17 protein-coding genes are annotated in these 19,047 nt (G+C 69.3%); 7 read left to right on the top strand and 10 right to left on the bottom strand.

Features of this window, described 5'->3' with window-relative positions:
• Positions 1-54 precede the first annotated feature (54 nt).
• Both ACQY46_RS06385 and ACQY46_RS06380 read left to right on the top strand, forming a co-directional pair.
• On the top strand, positions 55-1,140 hold the full coding sequence (locus ACQY46_RS06385) for a polysaccharide deacetylase family protein (RefSeq protein WP_428699431.1): 1,086 nt from the start codon (positions 55-57) through the stop codon (positions 1,138-1,140).
• 8 nt (positions 1,141-1,148) lie between these two features.
• Complete coding sequence (locus ACQY46_RS06380) at positions 1,149-2,321, top strand: glycosyltransferase family 4 protein (protein WP_428700425.1); 1,173 nt, start codon at positions 1,149-1,151, stop codon at positions 2,319-2,321.
• Here ACQY46_RS06380 and ACQY46_RS06375 read toward each other — a convergent pair.
• Together ACQY46_RS06375 and ACQY46_RS06370 are read right to left on the bottom strand one after the other, a co-directional pair.
• Positions 2,297-3,616, bottom strand: coding sequence for a UDP-phosphate alpha N-acetylglucosaminyltransferase (locus ACQY46_RS06375; RefSeq protein ID WP_428699430.1), 1,320 nt, complete (start codon positions 3,614-3,616; stop codon positions 2,297-2,299). The genes ACQY46_RS06380 and ACQY46_RS06375 overlap by 25 nt on opposite strands.
• Entirely contained in the window at positions 3,597-5,657 is a 2,061-nt protein-coding gene (locus ACQY46_RS06370) for a GumC family protein (RefSeq protein WP_428699429.1), read from the bottom strand. The genes ACQY46_RS06375 and ACQY46_RS06370 overlap by 20 nt, the downstream gene beginning before the upstream one ends.
• Positions 5,658-5,933: 276 nt before the next feature.
• Between ACQY46_RS06370 and ACQY46_RS06365 the strand changes: the two genes are divergently transcribed.
• Positions 5,934-6,737, top strand: a complete 804-nt coding sequence (locus ACQY46_RS06365; protein WP_428699428.1) for a WecB/TagA/CpsF family glycosyltransferase — start codon at positions 5,934-5,936, stop codon at positions 6,735-6,737.
• Here the strand turns inward: ACQY46_RS06365 and ACQY46_RS06360 are convergent.
• Both ACQY46_RS06360 and ACQY46_RS06355 read right to left on the bottom strand, forming a co-directional pair.
• Positions 6,729-7,508: a cobalt-precorrin-6A reductase gene (locus ACQY46_RS06360; RefSeq protein WP_428699427.1), complete on the bottom strand. Its 780-nt coding sequence runs from the start codon at positions 7,506-7,508 to the stop codon at positions 6,729-6,731. The genes ACQY46_RS06365 and ACQY46_RS06360 overlap by 9 nt on opposite strands.
• The gene (locus ACQY46_RS06355; RefSeq protein ID WP_428699426.1) at positions 7,505-8,629 is read right to left on the bottom strand and encodes a cobalt-precorrin-5B (C(1))-methyltransferase; all 1,125 of its coding nucleotides are present in this window, start codon (positions 8,627-8,629) and stop codon (positions 7,505-7,507) included. The genes ACQY46_RS06360 and ACQY46_RS06355 overlap by 4 nt, the downstream gene beginning before the upstream one ends.
• Positions 8,630-8,732: 103 nt before the next feature.
• Between ACQY46_RS06355 and cobA the strand changes: the two genes are divergently transcribed.
• Both cobA and ACQY46_RS06345 read left to right on the top strand, forming a co-directional pair.
• Complete coding sequence (gene cobA / locus ACQY46_RS06350; protein WP_428699425.1) at positions 8,733-9,650, top strand: uroporphyrinogen-III C-methyltransferase; 918 nt, start codon at positions 8,733-8,735, stop codon at positions 9,648-9,650.
• Positions 9,647-10,948, top strand: a complete 1,302-nt coding sequence (locus tag ACQY46_RS06345; RefSeq protein ID WP_428699424.1) for a cobyrinate a,c-diamide synthase — start codon at positions 9,647-9,649, stop codon at positions 10,946-10,948. The genes cobA and ACQY46_RS06345 overlap by 4 nt, the downstream gene beginning before the upstream one ends.
• A 47-nt stretch (positions 10,949-10,995) precedes the next feature.
• Here the strand turns inward: ACQY46_RS06345 and cobM are convergent, their stop codons facing one another.
• From cobM to ACQY46_RS06315, 6 genes are read right to left on the bottom strand one after another with little or no spacing between them, the layout of a single operon-like run.
• Positions 10,996-11,778, bottom strand: a complete 783-nt coding sequence (gene cobM, locus ACQY46_RS06340) for a precorrin-4 C(11)-methyltransferase (RefSeq protein ID WP_428699423.1) — start codon at positions 11,776-11,778, stop codon at positions 10,996-10,998.
• Positions 11,775-13,595, bottom strand: coding sequence for a precorrin-3B C(17)-methyltransferase (cobJ, locus tag ACQY46_RS06335; protein ID WP_428699422.1), 1,821 nt, complete (start codon positions 13,593-13,595; stop codon positions 11,775-11,777). Before cobJ ends, cobM begins: the two co-directional genes overlap by 4 nt.
• Positions 13,565-14,296, bottom strand: coding sequence for a precorrin-2 C(20)-methyltransferase (gene cobI / locus ACQY46_RS06330; protein ID WP_428699421.1), 732 nt, complete (start codon positions 14,294-14,296; stop codon positions 13,565-13,567). The genes cobJ and cobI overlap by 31 nt, the downstream gene beginning before the upstream one ends.
• Positions 14,297-14,310: 14 nt before the next feature.
• A complete protein-coding gene (gene cbiE, locus ACQY46_RS06325) occupies positions 14,311-15,546 on the bottom strand; it encodes a precorrin-6y C5,15-methyltransferase (decarboxylating) subunit CbiE (protein WP_428699420.1) in 1,236 nt (411 codons plus the stop codon).
• Complete coding sequence (locus ACQY46_RS06320; RefSeq protein ID WP_428699419.1) at positions 15,543-16,205, bottom strand: precorrin-8X methylmutase; 663 nt, start codon at positions 16,203-16,205, stop codon at positions 15,543-15,545. Before ACQY46_RS06320 ends, cbiE begins: the two co-directional genes overlap by 4 nt.
• Before the next feature lie 30 nt (positions 16,206-16,235).
• Positions 16,236-17,423 (bottom strand): sirohydrochlorin chelatase, encoded by a 1,188-nt coding sequence (locus ACQY46_RS06315; RefSeq protein WP_428700424.1) that lies wholly within the window; start codon positions 17,421-17,423, stop codon positions 16,236-16,238.
• Positions 17,424-17,921: 498 nt separating this feature from the next.
• On the opposite strand from ACQY46_RS06315, the gene ACQY46_RS06310 reads away from it, so the two are divergent.
• The gene (locus ACQY46_RS06310; protein ID WP_428699418.1) at positions 17,922-18,449 is read left to right on the top strand and encodes a cupin domain-containing protein; all 528 of its coding nucleotides are present in this window, start codon (positions 17,922-17,924) and stop codon (positions 18,447-18,449) included.
• 70 nt (positions 18,450-18,519) lie between these two features.
• Positions 18,520-19,044 carry a glycine cleavage system protein R gene (locus ACQY46_RS06305; RefSeq protein ID WP_428699417.1) on the top strand — a complete coding sequence of 175 codons (525 nt, stop codon included), beginning with the start codon at positions 18,520-18,522 and terminating at the stop codon, positions 19,042-19,044.
• Positions 19,045-19,047: the final 3 nt, after the last annotated feature.

Below are 19,047 nucleotides of genomic sequence, written 5' to 3'. Positions count from 1 at the left end.
AGGCAGATTCCGGAGCCGGCCAAACCGGCCGCAACAGGACATTTCGCAGGACGCATGGTTGCGCAACCGACCACCACGCCGAGACTGAGCCGGACGGACCGCTGGAAGCGCCGCGTCAAGACGCTTGGATTGCGCGTGCTGTCCGCAAGCGGCGCGACCCGCCTGGTTGCAGCCCGCTATGGCGGGCGCGGCGTGATCCTGATGTTCCACGACTTCACCCACGATCCGCGCCGCGACCTCGACCAGGGGTGCCGCATCGGCGATTTCGAGCGGATCCTGGCCCATTTGCGCAAGTCCGGTCGCGACATCGTCACCCTTGACGAGGCGCAGCGCCGGCTGAGGGATCCGGCCGCGCGCCGTTTCGCCGTGCTCACCTTCGACGACGGGTATCGCTCGAACATCGATCTCGCCCTTCCGGTCATGGAGCGGTTCGAGGCGCCCGCGACGATCTATGTGCCGACCGGCATGATCGCCCGCGACATCAACGCCTGGTGGCTCGGCCTGACGGTCCTGTTCCGTGACCGGGAACTGATCGACATCGAACCGATGGGCGTGCGCTATGCCTGTCCGGACCTCGGCAGCAAGATCGCGGGCCTGCGCCGCGCGCTCGCCTGGGTTTGGGGCGATTTCCGCCGCGCCGAAACGCTCGGCCCGACCTTCGCGCGCCATGGCATCGACCTTGCCGACATTGTCGAGCGCGCCGCCATCGACGAGGCCGGCATGGTCGCCGCCGACCGTCACCCGCTGATCGAGATCGGCGCCCACACGGTGAGCCACCGGGCGCTTTCCCTCCTGGACGACGCGGATGTGCGCGCCGAGATGAGCGACAACAAGCGCTTCCTGGAGGAACGCCTGCAGCGGGAGGTCCCGCATTTCGCCTATCCTTACGGCGCACCGTCGCTGTCCGGGGCACGCGAGCCGCGTATCGCCCGCGAGGCCGGGTTCCGCTCGGCCGTCACGACCTCGCCGGGATGCCTGTTCCGCGAACATGTCGACAGCCCCTTCACCCTGCCCCGGCAGAATGCCGAATACACCGAAGACGGTGCCGCTTACACCGCCTGCGGCATGGCCGGCCTGTTCCGCGCTCTTGCAAGCCGTGGCGGAAGCCCGCTTGCAGGCCTCGCGGGAGCGGTCACGTGAGGGCGGCGATGCACGGGAACGAGCCCCTGGACAGCGACGCGGCCGGACCGGAGCCGGTCTTTGCCGGCGACACGCTGGTGCATGTGGTGCGCCAGTACAAGCCGAGCATCGGCGGGCTGGAGGATTTCGTCGCCAGCCTCGCCGCGCGCCAGAAGGACCGGTTCAAGCGCATCCGCATCGTCACCTGCGACGAGGTGTTTCGCGGCGCCGACGGCAAGCTGCCGGCGCATGAGGTGATCGACGGGATCGAGATCGAGCGGCTGCCCTATTTCGGCTCGCCGCGCTATCCCGTGTCGCCCCGCATCCTGTCGGCGATCCGCGACGCGGATCTCGTTCATGTGCATGCGGTCGACTTCTTCTTCGATGCACTCGCCTTCGCCGCGCCGTTCCACGGCAAGCCGATGGTCGCCACCACCCATGGCGGTTTCTTTCACAGCCAGGACTACCGCCTTCTCAAGCAGATCTGGTTCCGCACCGTGACCCGGCTGACTGCCAACCGCTACAGCGCCGTCGCCTGCTGCAGCCAGAGCGACTATGAAAAATTCTCGGAGATCGCGCCGTCGAAGGTGCGGCTGATCGAAAACGGGGTCGACCTCGGCAAGTTCGGGGATTGCGGCTCCGGCGTTCCGCGCCGCAGCCTCGTCACCATTGGCCGGCTGGCGATCAACAAGCGGGTCGACCTGTTGCTCGACGCGATGGCGGACCTGAGCGCGCGCGACGACAGCTGGACACTCGACATTATCGGCACCCCGTTCGACTGGAGCGCGGAAGACGTGACGCGGATGATCGCCGCGCGCGGGCTCACGGAGAAGGTCCAGCTGCATATCGGCCCGTCCGACGCGCAGATCCGGGACATCCTGGCGCGCAACAGCCTGTTCGTCAGCGCCTCCGCCTACGAGGGTTTCGGCATCGCGCTGATCGAGGCGATGAGCGCCGGCCTGACGCCGGTGGTGCAGCGCAACGCCGCCTTCTCCGCCTTCGCGGCCAGACATGAGGGCATATCCTTGTGCGATTTCACCGACCCGGCCACGACCGCGCGCCTGATCGAGAAAGCCCATGCGGCCCTGGTGAAGGCGCCCGCCGCCGTGCGCGCACAGGTGATGGGCGTCGCCGACGCCTACTCCTGGGCCGGCACCGCGCGGCGCTACGAGGATCTCTACCGGGACGTCACCGGCCGCTGAGCGGGCTGGCGCGCTTCGCGCGGCTGCGACTGCGGCGGGGCCTTGCGGGCAAAGCCCGGCCAGACGTCGACAGCCCCCACGCACAGCCACAGCAGCGCGGCGGTCTTGATCGAGTACAGGGAATTCGAGACCACCATCAGCAGGCAGATATAGGTCGCGACCAGCGCCCGGAAGCGCCAGGCATCGACAGAGCGCGTCCTGGCGAAGATGAACAGCGACCACAATCCGGCGACGCCGATCAGGCCGAACTGGTGCAGCGTGTAGGCATAGCCGTTGTCGTCGAGAAACGTGTCGATGGCCGAGATGCCGAAAATGCCCGCAAGGTCGAGCTTCAGGAACAGGCGCGCGGCATGGAACCAGCGGCCGCCCAGGTCGTCCTCCCAGCTCAGCCGCGTCGTCCAGCTGCCGTAGATCACGAGGCTGACGATCACCAGCGCCGGCAGCAGCCACCACAGGACGCGCGGCACGAAGCGGTGGACGACGAAGGCCGCCCCGAAGCCGAAACAGACGAACAGGCCGAAACGCGCGTCGCCCAGGATGATCACCGTCGCTGCGGCGGCAAAGAGCAGCTTGCGCCGCGCCATGTCCTTGCGAAACAGCGCCCACATGCCCAGGAACGCGCCGAAATTGCCCATCGACACCGGCTCCAGAAACACCGAGGAAACCCGGTGCTGGCCGAGAAAGGGGAAGAAGTTGCGTCCCTCCGGCCGGATGCCGCTGATGAACAGGCTCGAACCCTCGTTGAAATTGTCGCCCTGCTGGATGGTGCCGCGGGCGACGTAGTAGTCGTTGATGTTGACGTTGGCGACGAAGAGATCGAGCAGGAAATACTCGAAGAGCCCGACGCCGATGACGATCCCGGCGCAGCCGAGCACGAGCCGGTCGGCGGTCTCGATATCGCGGATGCCGCGACCGAGAAAATAGAACACGATGGGGATCAGCCCGTCGCGGATCGCCTTCAGGTCGAGTTCCGGACGCAGCGCCAGGATCATCGCCATATAGGCCAGATAGATCATCAGCACGACATAGAGATCGACGCGCCGATCAATCGCGAGCATCAGGCCGATGCCGATCAGGATCACCTCCAGCAGCATCACGTGGCTGGCGGAGATACCGAACAGGCGGGTGTTGACGAAGGCCAGGAAGAAATTGAAGACAAGCCCGCCGAGCACGACGGCAACGACCGCCTTCAACCACAGGTCATAGGGCTCCGGCCGCACCTCGAAAGGGCGGTGCCGGGCCGGCAGGCCGGCCGTGCGGGGCGCTGCAAGCGCCTCAGGCCGCGAGTGCCACATTGCCGATCATCCGGTCCTGCCAGGGCTGCAGCAGCGCCAGGGTCCGGTCGAGATCGCGGCGCGAAGTCTCGCCGACACCGGACACCAGCACGATCGCGTCGCAATAGCCGAGCAGCATCGGCAGATAGGGATTGGAAAGCGCCGAGCCGCCGTCGATGACGAGGAACTCGTCGTCCTCCGCCTCGCGCAGACCCGGCACCGCACCGCCGCGCCCGTCCAGGCGCTCGACGGCGAAGGGGCTCGCGGGCGCGGCACGCCGCGTCGCGGCCGGCTCGGCAAGAGGCTGCGCCTCGCGACGCAGGCTCGACAGGCGGCTGCGCGCCGGCGAGGCGAGCTGCTCCGGTTCCGCAGGCACCTGGCGGGTGGCTGCGGCGGAGCCGCCTTCGTCCATATGCGCCAGCAGAACGTCCTCGCCCATGTCGTAGAGGCCGGCGGCGATCGCCCTGGTCAGCGGGGAGACCCCCGCAGCGTCGCCCGAGGAGAGGACGAGAACATGAGCCGGGCGTTCGTTCTCGAATGCGTGACGCAGGGCGTAGGCGATGCGGGCGACGGCGAGCTGGCGCTCGGCCGCCTCGGCCGGGTCTCCCGCGCCCGGCAGCAGCCGCGCCAGGCGCCGGGCCGACAGGGGGCGTCCGGGCGCGCTCAGGCTGGCGATCAGCGGCACCCCGGTCCGCTCGACGAGCTCGCGCTCCGATCCCAGCTTGCCGTTGACCATCTCCCAGCCGACGCTGCCGGCGGCGGCCAGCGAGAAGCCGAAGAAACCGGCGGCGAGCAGAACGATGATGCTCGAGGGGCCGGTCGGCGACAGCGGCGCCACCGCGCGCGAGATGATGCGCGAATTGGACGTGTCGATTTCCTGCTGTTCCTGCAGCTCCTTGGCGCGGCTCAGGAAGGACTTGTAGACGGCGTTCAGCGATTCCGCCTCGCTCTCCAGCTGGCGCAGGCGGATCTGCGACTTGCCCTGGCTGACATTGGAGGACGCAAGGCGGCGCGATTCCTCTTCCAGCGCGACGACATTGGCCTCGGCGCGCTGGGCCTCGCTGGTCACAGAGCGGCGCACGCGGGCCAGTTCGTCGGCGATCTGGCGGCGCGTGTTGTCGAGCTGCGAGCGCAACTCGCGCAGTTGCGGGTGGTTGGCGCCGAGCGTCGTCGCGGCCTGTGCCTCGCGCTCGGCGGCGCGCGCATACTGAACCCGGAGCGTGCCGAGCGTGGTGGTCTGCAGGTTGGTCGGCAGGCCGCCGGCCTCGATGTCGGTGACCGTCAGGTTGGCGAGAAGGTCCGCATTCGCCTTCGCCTTTTCCAGGTCCAGGCGGGCCTGGGTCAGCTGGGTGTTGACGTCCTGGAGCTGCTGGTCGACGACCAGCCCGCGCTGGCCGGTGCTGATCAGGCCGTTTTCCGCGCGGAAGGTCTCGACCGCCGCCTCGGCGATCTCGAGGCGGCGGCGCAGGTCCTCCGCCTGCGACTGCAGCGAGACACTGGCGCGCAGGGTCGTGTCGGCGCGCGAACGGCGCGCCTCGTCGAGATAGGTGCGCGCCGCCTCGTTGGCGATGGCGGCCGCCTTGAAGCGGTCCGGATGGCTGGCGTAGATGTTGAAAACGAAGGCCTTCTCGATGCGGATCGCCTGCAGGCTCTCGCGCAGGCCGGCAACGGCGGCGGCGCGGATGTCGTCGGCGGTCGGCTCGGGAGCGCTCCTGCCCAGCAGGCGGGCGACCCGGCCCGGGCCGATCGGCTTGGTGATGGCAGGGTCGCTTTCCAGGTCCAGCTTCTCGATGACCTCGTTGAGCACCGCGTTCGACAGGATCACATAGGCCTGGCTGTCGATGGACAGGCGCTGCAAGGTGTCGCCGCCCTCGCGCGCGACGATGTCGTTGCCGACGATCTGCAGGCCCTGCGGCTCGATCAGCATCTCGGCCATCGCCCGGTAGACCGGCGTGCGCATCGCAAGAAACGCCATTGCCAGGGTCACGAAGACGAGGGGCAGCACGATCAGCCAGACGATGCGCTTCTTGAGAATCCCGGGGATCTGGTAGATGTCTATCATGCTCGAGAACCGATCTTCCTGTCCGGCGCCGGGGTCGTTGCGGCCCGATCACACCGTGTCCGGCATCGCGGCGGCATCCCGCCGCCACATGCTCCGGCGCTTTGGAGTGTCACCGTTCATGGTTAACATTTCCCCAAAACCGGCCCTTGCCTTTCCCGATATCGCATCACCGGTTAGGCACCTGTTCACCATTTCGAGAGGCGCTTGCCCTACATTCGCGGCCCATTGAGTAGAAACCGTCCATTCCCTTGCCCTACCGGATCGGAAGCAGCAACCATGAGCGAGCAAGCGCCAGCGCCCCAAGCCCGGGATTCCCGCGCCGGAGCGACCAGCGAACCGGTGAGAATCGGACCGGTCGAGCTTGCCCGCCTGTCACGGGAGGCGGCCGTTGCGCTGCTTCTCGATCATGTCGCGCGGCGGCAAAGGCGCGCCGTCGCCTTCGCCAATGCGCACGGGCTGCTGCTGGCCATGGACGATGCCGCCTATGCCCGGACGCTGTCGCGCTTTCTGGTGCTCAATGACGGGATCGGCGCGGAAATCGGCGCTCGCGTGCTCTCCGGCACGGGCTTTCCCGACAATCTCAACGGCACCGATTTCATCCCCGCGCTGCTTTCCGCCGCGCCGGCCGGTACCCGCCTCTACCTTCTTGGCGCCCATCCCCATGTCGTGGAAAAGGCGGCCACGACCTTCACGGACCGCTATCCCGCCATCGAGATCTGCGGCTGGCGCGACGGCTATTTCAGCCCTGACGACGAGGCCGGGATTGCCGCCGCGATCAATGCCGCGAGCCCGGACATCCTGCTCGTCGCGATGGGCAATCCCAAGCAGGAATACCTGATCGACCGGCTGTTCCCGCATCTCGAGGTGCCGCTGGCGCTCGGGGTCGGCGCGCTGTTCGACTTCACCGCCGGCGAGGTGGTACGCGCACCGGGCACGATGCGCCGCTTCGGCCTCGAATGGATCTTCCGCTTCCTGCAGGAGCCTCGCCGCCTTGGAAAGCGCTACACGTCCGGCGTCTTCCGCTACTTGTGGAAAATCCTGTGGCTCAGGCTCACGGGCGGCAGGCAACCGTCAGGCTGACGCCGCCCTGCCGGCCAGCAGCTCCAGCCAGGCCATCGCCGCCGCGACGTCCTCGACCCTCTCGCCCGCGCCTGCGCCCGCCATTCCGGGTTCGGGCCGGCGCAGCATGATCACCGGCAGGCCGAGCCGGCGCGCCGCGACAAGCTTCGCCGCGCCCCAGCGCCCGCCGCTGTTCTTGGCAACGACATGGGTGGTGCCGTGGCTTTCCAGCAGGGCAGCCTCCGTGTCGACATCGTCCGAGGGCCGCGCCAGCACCAGCCGCCCGCCGGGCAGCGGCACGTCCTGCCCGGGCGGATCGATCATCCGCATCAGGCAGTCGAGATCGCTGCGCCCGGCAAAGCGGGCAATCTCCTTGCGCCCGACCGCCAGAAAGGGCCGCGCGCCTTGCGGCAGCGCCGCCGCCGCCGCGTCGAGATCATCGACCTCGCGCCAGTCGTCGCCCGAAGAGGAACGCCAGGGCGGCCGCTCCAGTCGCAGCAGCGGAACGCCGGCCTCCTCGGCGGCAGCCACCGCGTTCGCCGAGATGCGGGCGGCGAAGGGATGGGTTGCGTCGACCAGGCCCGCGACGCCGGTCTCCTTCAGGAACCGCGCCAGCCCTTGCGCCCCGCCAAAGCCGCCGGTCCTCACGGGAAGCGCATAGGCGTCGGGCCGCTCGACCGCGCCGGCCAACGACACGCTTGCCTGAAAGCGCGGATCGGCGGCCAGCCGCCGGGCGAGCGCGCGCGCGTCTCCCGTGCCGCCGAGCACCAGCAGGACAAGCGGCCCGCTCATGCGGCGGCCTCCGCATCGAACGGCTCATGCGCGACGACGGTGCCGGCCCGGTCGACCAGCAGCACCTCGACATCGATCTTCGCGTCGCGCAGCACGGTGCGGATCTGCGTCTTTGCGGCGCGCGCCACGCAGGCGGCAACGTCGATGCCTTCCGCCCCGGCGCGGTCGAGCACTTCCTTGGCCGTATTGGCATGGCGCGCGGCATCAACCAGCGCCGGCGAGGCCCCGGCATCCGCAATGATGCCGGCCAGGCCCTCGAAATCCACCTGGCTGCGGGCCGAATGCAGGTCGAGCGCGCCCTGCGCCAGCTTGACGAATTTGGCAAAGCCGCCGGCCATCGTCAGCCGCGGCAGGGGATGGGCGCGCAGATACTTGAGCAACCCGCCGGCGAAGTCGCCCATGTCGAGGCACGCCATTTCGCTGAGGTGCGGATGACGGGCAAGGGCGGCGGCCTCCGACGTCGATCCGGTGGCGCCGACCACATGGACGAGCCCGGCGGCGCGCGCCACGTCGACGCCGCGATGGATCGAGGCGATCCAGGCGGCGCAGGAGAAGGGGCGCACGATGCCCGTGGTGCCGAGGATCGACAGGCCGCCGAGAATGCCCAGGCGCGGGTTCATGGTGCGCCGGGAGATCTCCTCGCCGCCGGGGATGGAAATCTCCACCTCCACGTCGCCGCTGGCGCCGAAGCGCTGCGCCACTTCGGCGATCGCCTTGCGAATCATCTCGCGCGGCACCGGATTGATGGCCGGCTCCCCGGGCGGCACCGGCAGGCCGGCCAGCGTCACCGTGCCGACCCCCTCGCCGGCGCGGAAGCTGACGCCGGTGCCCTCGCCCGTCTTGCGCACCGTGGCGATCACCAGCGCTCCGTGGGTGACGTCGGGATCGTCACCCGCGTCCTTGACGATGCCGGCGCGGGCGAAATCCCCCCCCAGTTCCTCGCGCGCCAGCGCGAAAGCGGGGCGCTCCCCCTTCGGCAGGCTGACCTCGACGGGATCGGGAAACGCACCGGTCAGCAACGCCTCGTAGGCCGCCTTCGCGGCGGCGCTGGCGCAGGTTCCGGTGGTCCAGCCCCGGCGCAGCTCGGACGGCTGCTTTCGTTCGGTTTTTCCCGCGTTCATGGGCGCGACTATAGGTGCGCGCGCCGCCAGGTCGCAATTCCAATAGCGCCGGACGCAATGCAACCTTGGCTGGACCGCCACGGCGGCGTACAAAAAGGCCAGCATGAGAGACACGACCGATACCGAAAAGCACGCCGGAACCGAAGCTGCGGCACCGCATGGCGCACCGCTGGCCGGGCTGCTGCCTGCCGACTTTTCCCTGCCCGCCTTCGAACCCGGCTGGGTCTGGCTGGCGGGCGCGGGCCCCGGCGATCCCGGCCTCTTGACGCTGCATGTGATCAACGGCCTGCGCCAGGCGGACGTCATCGTCTACGACGCGCTGGTCGACACCTCGATCCTGGCGCTGGCCCGGCCCGATGCCGTGATCGACTATGCCGGCAAGCGCGGCGGCAAGCCGAGCCCGAAGCAGCGCGACATCTCGCTGAAGCTCATCGAGCATGCCAGGGCCGGCAAGCGGGTGCTGCGGCTGAAGGGCGGCGATCCCTTCGTCTTCGGACGCGGCGGCGAGGAAGCGCTGACGCTGGTCTCGCAAGGCGTGCCCTTCCGAATCATTCCCGGGATCACCGCCGGCATCGGCGGGCTCGCCTATGCCGGCATCCCGGCAACCCACCGCGACACCAACCAGGTGGTCACCTTCCTCACCGGCCACGACCAGACCGGCCTGACCCCCTCGGCCATCGACTGGGAGGCGGTCGCGCGCGGCTCGCCGGTGATCGTCATGTACATGGCGATGAAGCACATTGAGCTGATTTCCTCCAAGCTGCTTGCCGGCGGACGCAAGGAGAGCGAACCGGTCGCCATCGTCTGCGACGCCTCGCTGCCCACCCAGAAAGTGCTCGAGACGACACTCGGAACGGCCGCGCGGGATGCGGCGGAGGCCGGGCTGGAACCGCCGGCGATCGTGTGCGTCGGCGAGGTGGTGCGCCTGCGCGCCGGTCTCGACTGGCTCGGCGCACTCGCCGGTCGCGAGCTGGTCGCCGACCCGCTGGGCCTGGGTCAGCGGACATCCGTGACCGGATGAGCACAGGCTGCGGCTCAGGCCTTGTCGTGGCCGCCCCCTCCTCGGGCGCCGGCAAGACGGTGCTGACGCTGGCGCTGTTGCGCGCGCTGGCGCGCCGCGGCCTGCGCGTTGCCAGCGGCAAGACCGGACCGGACTATATCGACCCCGCCTTCCACGCCGCCGCCAGCGGCCGGCCTTGCGTCAATCTCGACCCCTTCGCCATGCGCGGCGAATTGCTCGACCGGCTTGCCGCACGGCAGGCGGTGGAGGCCGATATGGTCGTCATCGAAGGCGTGATGGGGCTGTTCGACGGGGCCGCCGACGGCAGCGGCTCGACCGCCGACCTTGCCGCGCGCCTGTCGCTGCCGGTGATGCTTGTCGTCGACGCGGCGAAGCAATCGCAGTCGGTGGCGGCGCTGGTGCGCGGTTTTCGCGACCACCGCACCGACATCGATGTCGCCGGAGTGATCCTCAACCGGACCGGAAGCCCCCGGCACGAGACGATGCTGCGCGCCGCACTCGGGGAAATCGGCATGCCGGTCCTCGGCGCCATCGCCCGCGATGCGGCGCTGGACCTGCCCGAACGCCATCTCGGTCTGGTGCAGGCGGGCGAACATGGCGATCTTGCCGCCTTTCTCGACCGCGCGGCGGAGCGCCTCGAGGCCTCCTGCGACCTCGACGCACTGATCCGGCTGGCCCGCCCGGTTCCTGCCGCCGGCGAGGCCTCGACGCTGTCGCCGCCCGGCCAGCGTGTCGCCATCGCCCGCGATATCGCCTTCGCCTTTTCCTATCCGCACCTGCTCGAGGGCTGGCGGGCGCAGGGCGCCGAAATCACGTTCTTCTCGCCGCTTGCCGACGAGGGGCCCGACAGCGACGCCGATGCCGTCTATCTGCCCGGCGGCTATCCGGAGCTGCACGCAGGCCGGATCGCGGCGGCCTCCACGTTCCGGGCCGGCATGCACGCGGCGGCGGCGCGCGGGGCGCTGGTCTACGGGGAATGCGGCGGCTACATGGTGCTCGGCGACGAGCTGGTCGACGCGCAAGGCATCCGTCATGCCATGCTCGGCCTGCTGCCGCTGGAAACGAGCTTTTCAACGCGCAAGCGGCACCTGGGCTATCGCCGGCTCCTCGCCCATGCCGGCGCGCCCTGGCAGGGACGGCTCACCGGCCACGAGTTCCATTATTCGACGCTGGTGCGGGAGGGCGAGGCGAGCCGCCTGTTCGAGGCCCGCGACGCGGCCGGCACGCTCATCGGCGATGTCGGCCTGCGCGTCGGCCGCGTCATGGGTTCCTATATTCACCTGATCGACAGGGTGTGAAAAGGGGCGCGCCGCCGCCTGCGATCAGGAACCCGCGATCAGACGGCTCAAGCCCCGGCCTTCGCCTTCTTCTTCTTCGGCCTGAGCACATGCACGTGGTCGGCATGGTAGAGCGCGGAATCGCGAAAATCCGCCGCCGGCTGCAGCGCTCGGCCGACGAAGATCAGCGCCGTGCGGGTGATTTTCGACAGCCTGACCTTCTCGCGGATGTCGGACAGCGTGCCGTGGATGAAGCTCTGGTCGGGCCAGCCGACCCGGTAGGCGACCACCACCGGGCAATCCGCACCGTAGAGCGGCACCAGCTGGCGCTCGATCTCGCGCAGGTTGCGGATCGACAGGTGGATGGCGAGCGTCGCGCCGCTCCGGCCCAGCGTCTCCAGGTCCTCGCCGGGCGGCATGTCGGAGGACTTCATCGTCGTGCGGGTGAGGATCACCGTCTGGGCGATCTCCGGCACGGTGAGTTCCTGGCCGAGCGCGGCGGCGGCGGCAGCGAAGGCCGGCACGCCGGGCGTCACGTCGAAGGGGATGTCCTTTTCGCGCAGCCGGCGGATCTGCTCGGCAATCGCGCCGTAGAGCGAGGGGTCGCCGGAATGGACCCGCGCCACATCCTCGCCGCGCGCATGCGCCGCCTCGATCTCGGCCATGATCTCGTCGAGGGTCATCGGCGCGGTGTCGATGACGCGCGCGCCCTCGGGCGCCGCCTTGACGATCGCCTCGGGCACCAGCGAGCCGGCATAGAGGCAGACCGGACAGGCCTCGATCAGCTTCAGCCCGCGCACGGTGATGAGGTCCGGATCGCCGGGGCCGGCGCCGATGAAATGAACGGTCATAGTTTCTCCTCGATGCGTTTGGCGTAGCCGCGCGGGGTGTAGACGAAGGGCCTGCCCGCGCCCGTCATCACCGCGCGCGAGGCGGACGAACCGACCAGCACCGTGGTCAGCATGTCGACATCGTCGACGCGAAGCTCGCCCAGCGTCGTCACGGTGATCGTCTCGCCCTCGCGGCCAAGGTTGAAACCGAGCACCACGGGCGTGTCGGCGGGCCGGCCGGTCAAAAGGATTTCCCGGGCGGCGGCAAGCTGGGTGCGGCGACGCTTGGAGACCGGGTTGTAGAAGGCGACGACGAAATCGCCGAGCGCTGCCGCCTTGAGCCGCTGCTCGATCGCCTCCCAGGGGGTGAGCAGGTCGGACAGCGAGATGGTGCAGAAGTCATGGCCGAGCGGCGCGCCGACAAGGGCGGAGGCCGCCTGCAGGGCCGAGATCCCGGGCGCATTGACCACCTCGATGCGCCTTGCCGCATCCGAAACGCCGCCCTCTTCCTGCGGCCTGTGCAGCAGTTCGTAGACCAGCGCGCCCATGGCGTAGATGCCGGCATCGCCGGAGGAGACGAGCGCCACCGAACGCCCCTCGCCGGCGCGCTCCAGCGCGAAACGCACCCGCTCCTCCTCCGCGCCGAGCGGAAAGGCGTGGCGCGGCTTGCCCTGGATCAGCGGCGCGACGATGTCGAGATAGAGCGAGTAGCCGACCGCCTCGTCGGCCTCGGCCAATAGGCGCGAGGCCTGCGGCGTGCGCCAGTCGTCGCGTCCCGGGCCGATGCCGATCACCGAGAGCCGGCCGCGGGCCCGGCCGATCTCCGCCGGATCGAGGGGTGCGGGCGCGCGCGCCACGGCGACCGTCGCATTGGCGCTCTTGCGCTTTTCCACGACCAGCGCGCCATCCGTGCCGCTTGCCGCCAGTGCCGCACCTTCCGAGACGCCATGGCAACCGACCTCGGCGAAGACGACGTCAGACGGGTTGGCAAGACGCCCTGCCTCCTCCTCCAGCCGGCTTGCCGGAAACACCCGCACCGGCGTGCCGAGCGCCCTGCCCAGCGCGTGCACGGCCGGCTCGTCGGCCTTGAGATCGAGTGTGGCGACCAGCGCCACCGCACCTTCGGCGAGCCCTGCCCCGGCCAGCGCCTCGCGGACAAGCCCGGCCAGTTCCTCCGGCGGACAACCGCGCGCACAGCCGACGCCGACGACAAGGCATTGCGGATGATAGACCAGCGTGTCCGGCGTTGCGGCGCGCGCCTTCTCGGTGACGGCAATGGCGAGCGCCGCGCTGTCGGAGACCGGCAGGCGCGAGCGGGTCAACCAGGAGGCCGATCCTTCGATACGCACCGGCTCGCCGGCGAGCAGCCGCGCCATCACGCCTTTCGCATGCTCCGGATTGGCCAGCCACCAGCCCTTGGGCGGCGAATCGAGCGCCACGCCGAGCGCCGTGTCGCCCTGCGTCGTCACCGCGGCGTGGGCGTCGAGCGCGCCGGCCACCTGCCGGGCGAGCGAGTTCGCGCCACGGTGGCCGCCAAGCAGCGGCACGACGCTTTCCCCGTCCTCGGAGACGGCGATCACCGGCGGCTCGGAGCGCTTGTCCTCGATCACGGCGGCAAGCGCGCGGATGAGGATGCCGGAGGCGCAGACGCCGATGATCGGCGTGCCGGCCTGGTAGAGCGCGCGGATATGGTTGAGCGTCTCGGCAAAGGGGACGTCGAGCCCCGGCACCCGGTGGGCGAGCCCGTGCAGGGTCGCGCCCGGCAGGGCGGCGGCAATGCGCCGCGCCGTGGCGAGTGCCGCCGGCGTCAGGACGAGGATTGCGGCGGAAGCATCCACGCTTCGTCTCCCTTGTAAATCAGGATCATCGAGAAATAGGGGGCGGAAGCGTCATTCACCTCCGCCAGCGGCATCGCCTTTTCGCTGGCAAGCGTCGCCCGCTCCACATAGCCGGCATGGCCCAGCAGGCCCAGCCCGGAAATCAGCCTCTTCAGCCGCTCCAGGTGGCGGCCGACCTTCATGATGGCGACCGCACCCGCCGCCTCGATGCGGGCGGCGATCTCCTCGTCCGAAAGCGGGCCGGGAATGACGGTGAGCACGTCGTTCCTTGCGGTGAGCGGCCGGCCAAGCCGTGCGGCACAGGCCGTCAGCGAGGTGACGCCGGGCACGATCTCGCAAGGATAGCTGCCCGACAGCCGCTCGTAGAGATACATGAAGGAGCCGTAGAAGAAGGGATCGCCCTCGCACAGGGTCACCACGTCCTCGCCACCGGAAAGCGCCGCGCCGATCTCCTCCGCCGCCCGGTCATAGACGGATTGTGCCGGATACCGCTCGACGCGCATCGGCACGACAATGGGGATCTCGCGAGCCTCGCGCGGAATGACATGGGCCGCAATCGAGCGGGCGAAGCTTTCGCCGTCGTCGGGCGCCGGATAGGCGACGACCGTCGCCGTGGAGATCAGGCGGTGCGCCTTCATCGTCATCAGCTCCGGATCGCCAGGCCCCAGCCCGACGCCGTAAAGCGTTCCGGTTTTTGTCATGGTTCCGGTTTTCGTCATGGCAGGGTGAGGCTCCATTGCGTCACCGGCATCAGGGGCCGCCAGCCGGTCATGCCGCCGACCGGGCCGGCCCGTGAGACGGCGATCCGCGCCAGTTCGCCGCCATGGCGGGCATGGGCTGCGGCCAGCACCGCCTCGCTTTCCAATGTCACCGCGTTGGCGACGAGCCGGCCGCCGGGTTTCAGCGCCGCAAGCGCGGCCTCCAGCGCGCCGGGCGCCGTCAGTCCGCCGCCGAAGAAGATTGCGTCCGGCGCGGGCAGGCCGGCAAGCCCGTCGGGCGCGGATGCGGCGCGCAGGTCCAGATGCGGCACGCCAAGCGCTGCCGCGTTGGCGCGCGCCGTGGCCCGGCGGGCGTCGTCCGGCTCCAGTCCGACGGCCTGACTGCGCGGCGCGGCGCGCAGCCATTCGATGGCGACCGCCCCCGATCCCGCGCCGATGTCCCAGAGCAGCGCGCCCGGCACCGGCATCAGCCGGGCAAGCGTCACGGCGCGGATCTCGCGCTTGGTGATCTTGCCGTCATGGCGGAAGGCGTCGTCGGCAAGGCCTGGCACGCGGGCCCGCAAGGGCGTGTTGGCGACCGCCTTCGCCTCGATGGCAACGACATTCAGCGCCGCCACGGCCCCGCGCCAGCTCTCCGCCGTCGCCGCAAGGATGCGCTCGCGCGGCCCGCCGAGATGTTCGAGCACGGTGATCCGGCTGGCCCCGTAGCCCTCGTCGGTGAGCAGGTCGGAAATCTCATGCGCGGCATTCGCGCCCGAGGTCAGGCAGAGGATGCGGGCGCCGGGAAAGAGCACGCCGCGCAAAAGATCGAGCGGGCGGCCATGCAGCGACAGGATCTCGCTCTCCTGCAGCGGCCAGCCGAGCCTTGCGGCGGCGAGCGACAGGGAGGACGGCGCCGGCAGAACCAGCATCTCGTGCGGGGCAAGTGCGCGCGACAGCGTCGCGCCGACGCCGAACCACATCGGATCGCCGGAGGCGAGCACCACGGTCGGCGTTCCGCGCCCGGCAAGCAGCATCCCGACGCCGGCCTCGAAGGGAGAGGGCCAGGGCGTCACGCTCTTGCCGAGTGCCGTCACCAGCTCCGCGTGGCGGGTGCCGCCGAAGATCCGCCCTGCCTCCTCCAGCGCCCGGCGAGCCAGCAGGGACAGACCGTCCAGGCCATCCTCGCCAATGCCGATCAGCGTCAGCCAGGGCGCCGGGGCGCCCGACGCGCGGTTCTCCGCCGGGCTCACGACGCCGTCTCTTCCGGCACGCCGGCGGCAAGCGCGTTGAGCGCCGCGGCGGCGATGGCCGAGCCGCCCTTGCGACCGCGCAACACCAGGCACGGGATGCCGAGCGGGCTGTCCAGCAACGCCTCCTTCGATTCCGCCGCGCCGACGAAGCCGACCGGGAAACCGAGGATCGCGGCCGGCCTCGGAAAGCCCTGGTGGATCCGCTCCAGCAGGTGGAACAGCGCTGTCGGCGCGTTGCCGATGACGACGACGGCTCCCTCGATCCGCTCCGCCCAAAGATCGACGGCGGCGGCCGAACGGGTGGTGCCCAGCCGCTGCGCCAGATCCGGCACGCCGGGTTCGTTGAGCGTACAGACGAGACTATTATTAGCCGGCAAACGTTTTGCGATGATCCCCTCGCAGACCATGCGCACGTCCGCCAGAACCGGGGCCCCGGCGGCGAGCGCCTTCGCCGCGACGGCCGCGACATCGCCGCGCCAGGCGATGTCGGCGACGATCTCCGGCATGCCGCAGGCATGGATCATCCGGATCGCGGCCGGATGCAGGCTTTCCGGCAGGCGCGCCAGATCGGCTTCGCCGCGCACGATGGCGAAGGACCGGCGGTAGATCGCCGAAGGATCGTGCTCGTAGTCGTAACAGGGGGGATCGCCCGCGTTCACGCCGTCATCCTTGCCGTCGTGGTGCCACGCTCACCCATCCGACTTGCGCATGGATTTCGGACCGTGCGGATGGTCGGCATGCGGATAGACCGGGTGATGATGATCGTGATGGTCATGCCCGTGGGAATGCCCGTGGGAATGCCCGTGATGGTCATCGCCGTGCGAATGGCCCTCGCCATGTCCGTGATCGTGGTGGTGATCACGATGATGGTCGTGAGAATGCCCATGTCCGTGGCCATGCCCGTGGCCATGATCGTGGTGATGGCCGGCGGCCGCCTGTTCCTCGCAGGCACCGGTGCAGGTAACGTCGCAGAGCTTGCACTCGGCATCGGCGCCGAGCCCCTCGACATGGTGGTGATGGCTTTCCTGCGGCCGGCCGATATCCTCCTCGAAGCCCAGCACCTGCTCGCGATACTTGCACATCTGGCAGTTCATCAGGTTGGCGCCCTGCAGGATCTCCTGCACACGGTCCGCCATCGTGTCGATCACCTGCGGATGGTCGTTGAGATAGCCGGCCTTGAGGAACTCGATCTCCGGATGCCGTGCGGCGACCTCGTCGGTGTGGTTGTAGATGCGGCTGACCAGCACGCCGGAGAACAGGAAATAGGGGAAGACAATGATGCGGCGGTAGCCGAGCTTCGCCGCATGCTCCAGCGCCGGCTGCACCAGCGGGAAGGTGACGCCGGAATAGCCCGTCTCCGCCCAGCCGAAGCCGAAGCCTTCCCACAGCATGCGGGTGATCTTGGCGACATTGGAATTGGCGTCGGGATCGGAGGCGCCGCGCCCGATCACCATCAGCAGCGTCTCGTGCAGGGGCACATCGCCCTCCGCCGCCTCCAGCGCCTCGCGGATGCGGTCGCCGGCGGCGCGGATCATGCGCGTGTCGACGGCGAGCTCCCGGCCATAGGTGATGGTGACGCCCGGGTTCTGCGCCTGGTAGGTGTTGAGGACGGACGGGATGTCGTTCTTGGCATGGCCGGCGGCGAACAGCATGCCCGGCACCGCGAGAATGCGGGTGCAGCCCTGCGCGCGCAGCCGGTCGAGGCCGTCCTTGATCACCGGGTTGGCAAACTCGAGATAGCCGTATTCCACCGGCCAGTCCGGAAAGCGGGCCTTGAGCCGTTCGGCAAGCTGCGCGAATTCACCGACCGCGCCGCGGTTGCGGCTGCCATGGCCGCAGATCATCAGCCCGAGCTTCTCGCCCGTCGCGCCCGTCATGTCGGCCATCACGCTTCCCCCTCGAATGCATCCGAGGGACGCTCCGTCAAAACCGTGCCGAAGACAAATTCGTGTTTCATCTCAAAAGCTCCCTCTCGGCCTGACGGCCAGTGCCCGTGGCCGGCCGGATGCCGGGCCACCATCGGCGTCGCTTGAGAGGGAGAAACCGGTCGCGCACGCCATGCCGGGCGCAGCGCAACCCGCGCAACGCCTGCCAAACCGCTCGGACAGCTCCGGACTGGATCCCCGACATGGGTCGATCGGCACCGGAATCGCTTTCAGTCCCTCCCGGGACGCCGTCATTGGCCGGGCACGCTAGTGGAGCCGACCGGAGGCATCAAGCGCCAAATCCGGCAGACGCTGTCGGCGGAGCGGCGGGCATCGCGAAAACCCCGGCGGCCTCAGGCAGATAGATGCAATCCTAGCAATCGCGGAAACCGGATGTTCACCGCTTTGCCTTATCCTCGGTTGCAACAAGAATGAGGGAGAGAATCGTTCATGACGCAACTCGCCGCGGCGACCGCCTCCGCCAGCGCAATGACATTTGCCGACCGCACCCCCGCCGGCCTGACGCTGGCGCGCCTGGACGGGCTGGAGCTTGACCCGGCGCCGATCAACCCGGACTGGGTGCTGGAGGGTGAGCCACAGGCCCGCGCGGTGCAGCTGGCACAGGGCGACGACCGTTATGCGTCGATGTCGGTCTGGGACTGCACGGCCGGCTGCTTCAACTGGTATTTCGGCTGCGACGAGGCCGTCTACATTCTCGAGGGCTCGGTCACCGTCACCGGCCCGGATGGCGAGACGCGCGTGCTGAGTGCCGGCGATACCGGGTATTTTCCGGCCTTTTCCTGGTTCGAATGGCATGTGCCGGACTATGTCCGCAAGGTCGCCTTCTGCCATGACGTGGTGCCGCCGCTGGCGCGCCTGCCGGTCAAGGTGCTCGTCCGCCTGTCGCAGATCGCCGACCGGCTCTATACGGCGGCCTTTCGCACCCGCACCATGCCGGGCAACCGCAAGGCCTCGTGAAAAGGGACCGGTTTCCTCGGACGCTGAAAGGCTCTAACCTCCCGGAAAACAACCCGGGAGAGCCTCCTTCATGTCCATGACATCGCTGGTCCTGACCGCGCTTGCCGACGACCGCCCCGGCCTCGTCTCGCAATTGGCGGACGTGATTGCCGCGCACGAGGGCAACTGGATCGAAAGCTCCATGTCGCGGCTTGCCGGCGAGTTCGCCGGCATCGTCCGGGTCGAGGTGCCGGAGGGCCGGGTCGCGGCTCTCGAGGCTGCGCTCGGCGCGCTTGCCCCGCACGGCATCACCACCACCCTGAGGCGCAGCGACGCGGCGAACGAGACCCACGGCCAGGCGGCGCGGATGACCGTCATGTGCCAGGACCATCCCGGCATCGTTCATGCCGTTTCCGCCGTGCTTGCCGCCAAGGGCGTCAGCATCACCAGCCTGGAAACCGAGGTCTATGCCGGCTCGATGAGCGGCGAACGGATGTTCCGCGCCGAGGTCGACATGGTGCTGCCGGTCGATCTTGCCGCGGGCGATCTCTCCACCGCGCTGGAAAACCTTGCCGGCGACCTGATGGCGGAAGTCGACTTCACCGATATCGGCTGAGGC

The sequence above is a fragment of the Stappia sp. genome (genome assembly GCF_965276915.1).
Taxonomy (GTDB): domain Bacteria; phylum Pseudomonadota; class Alphaproteobacteria; order Rhizobiales; family Stappiaceae; genus Stappia.
Note: the sequence above shows the minus strand (reverse complement) of the source record. Positions and strands in the feature narration are given on the sequence as shown.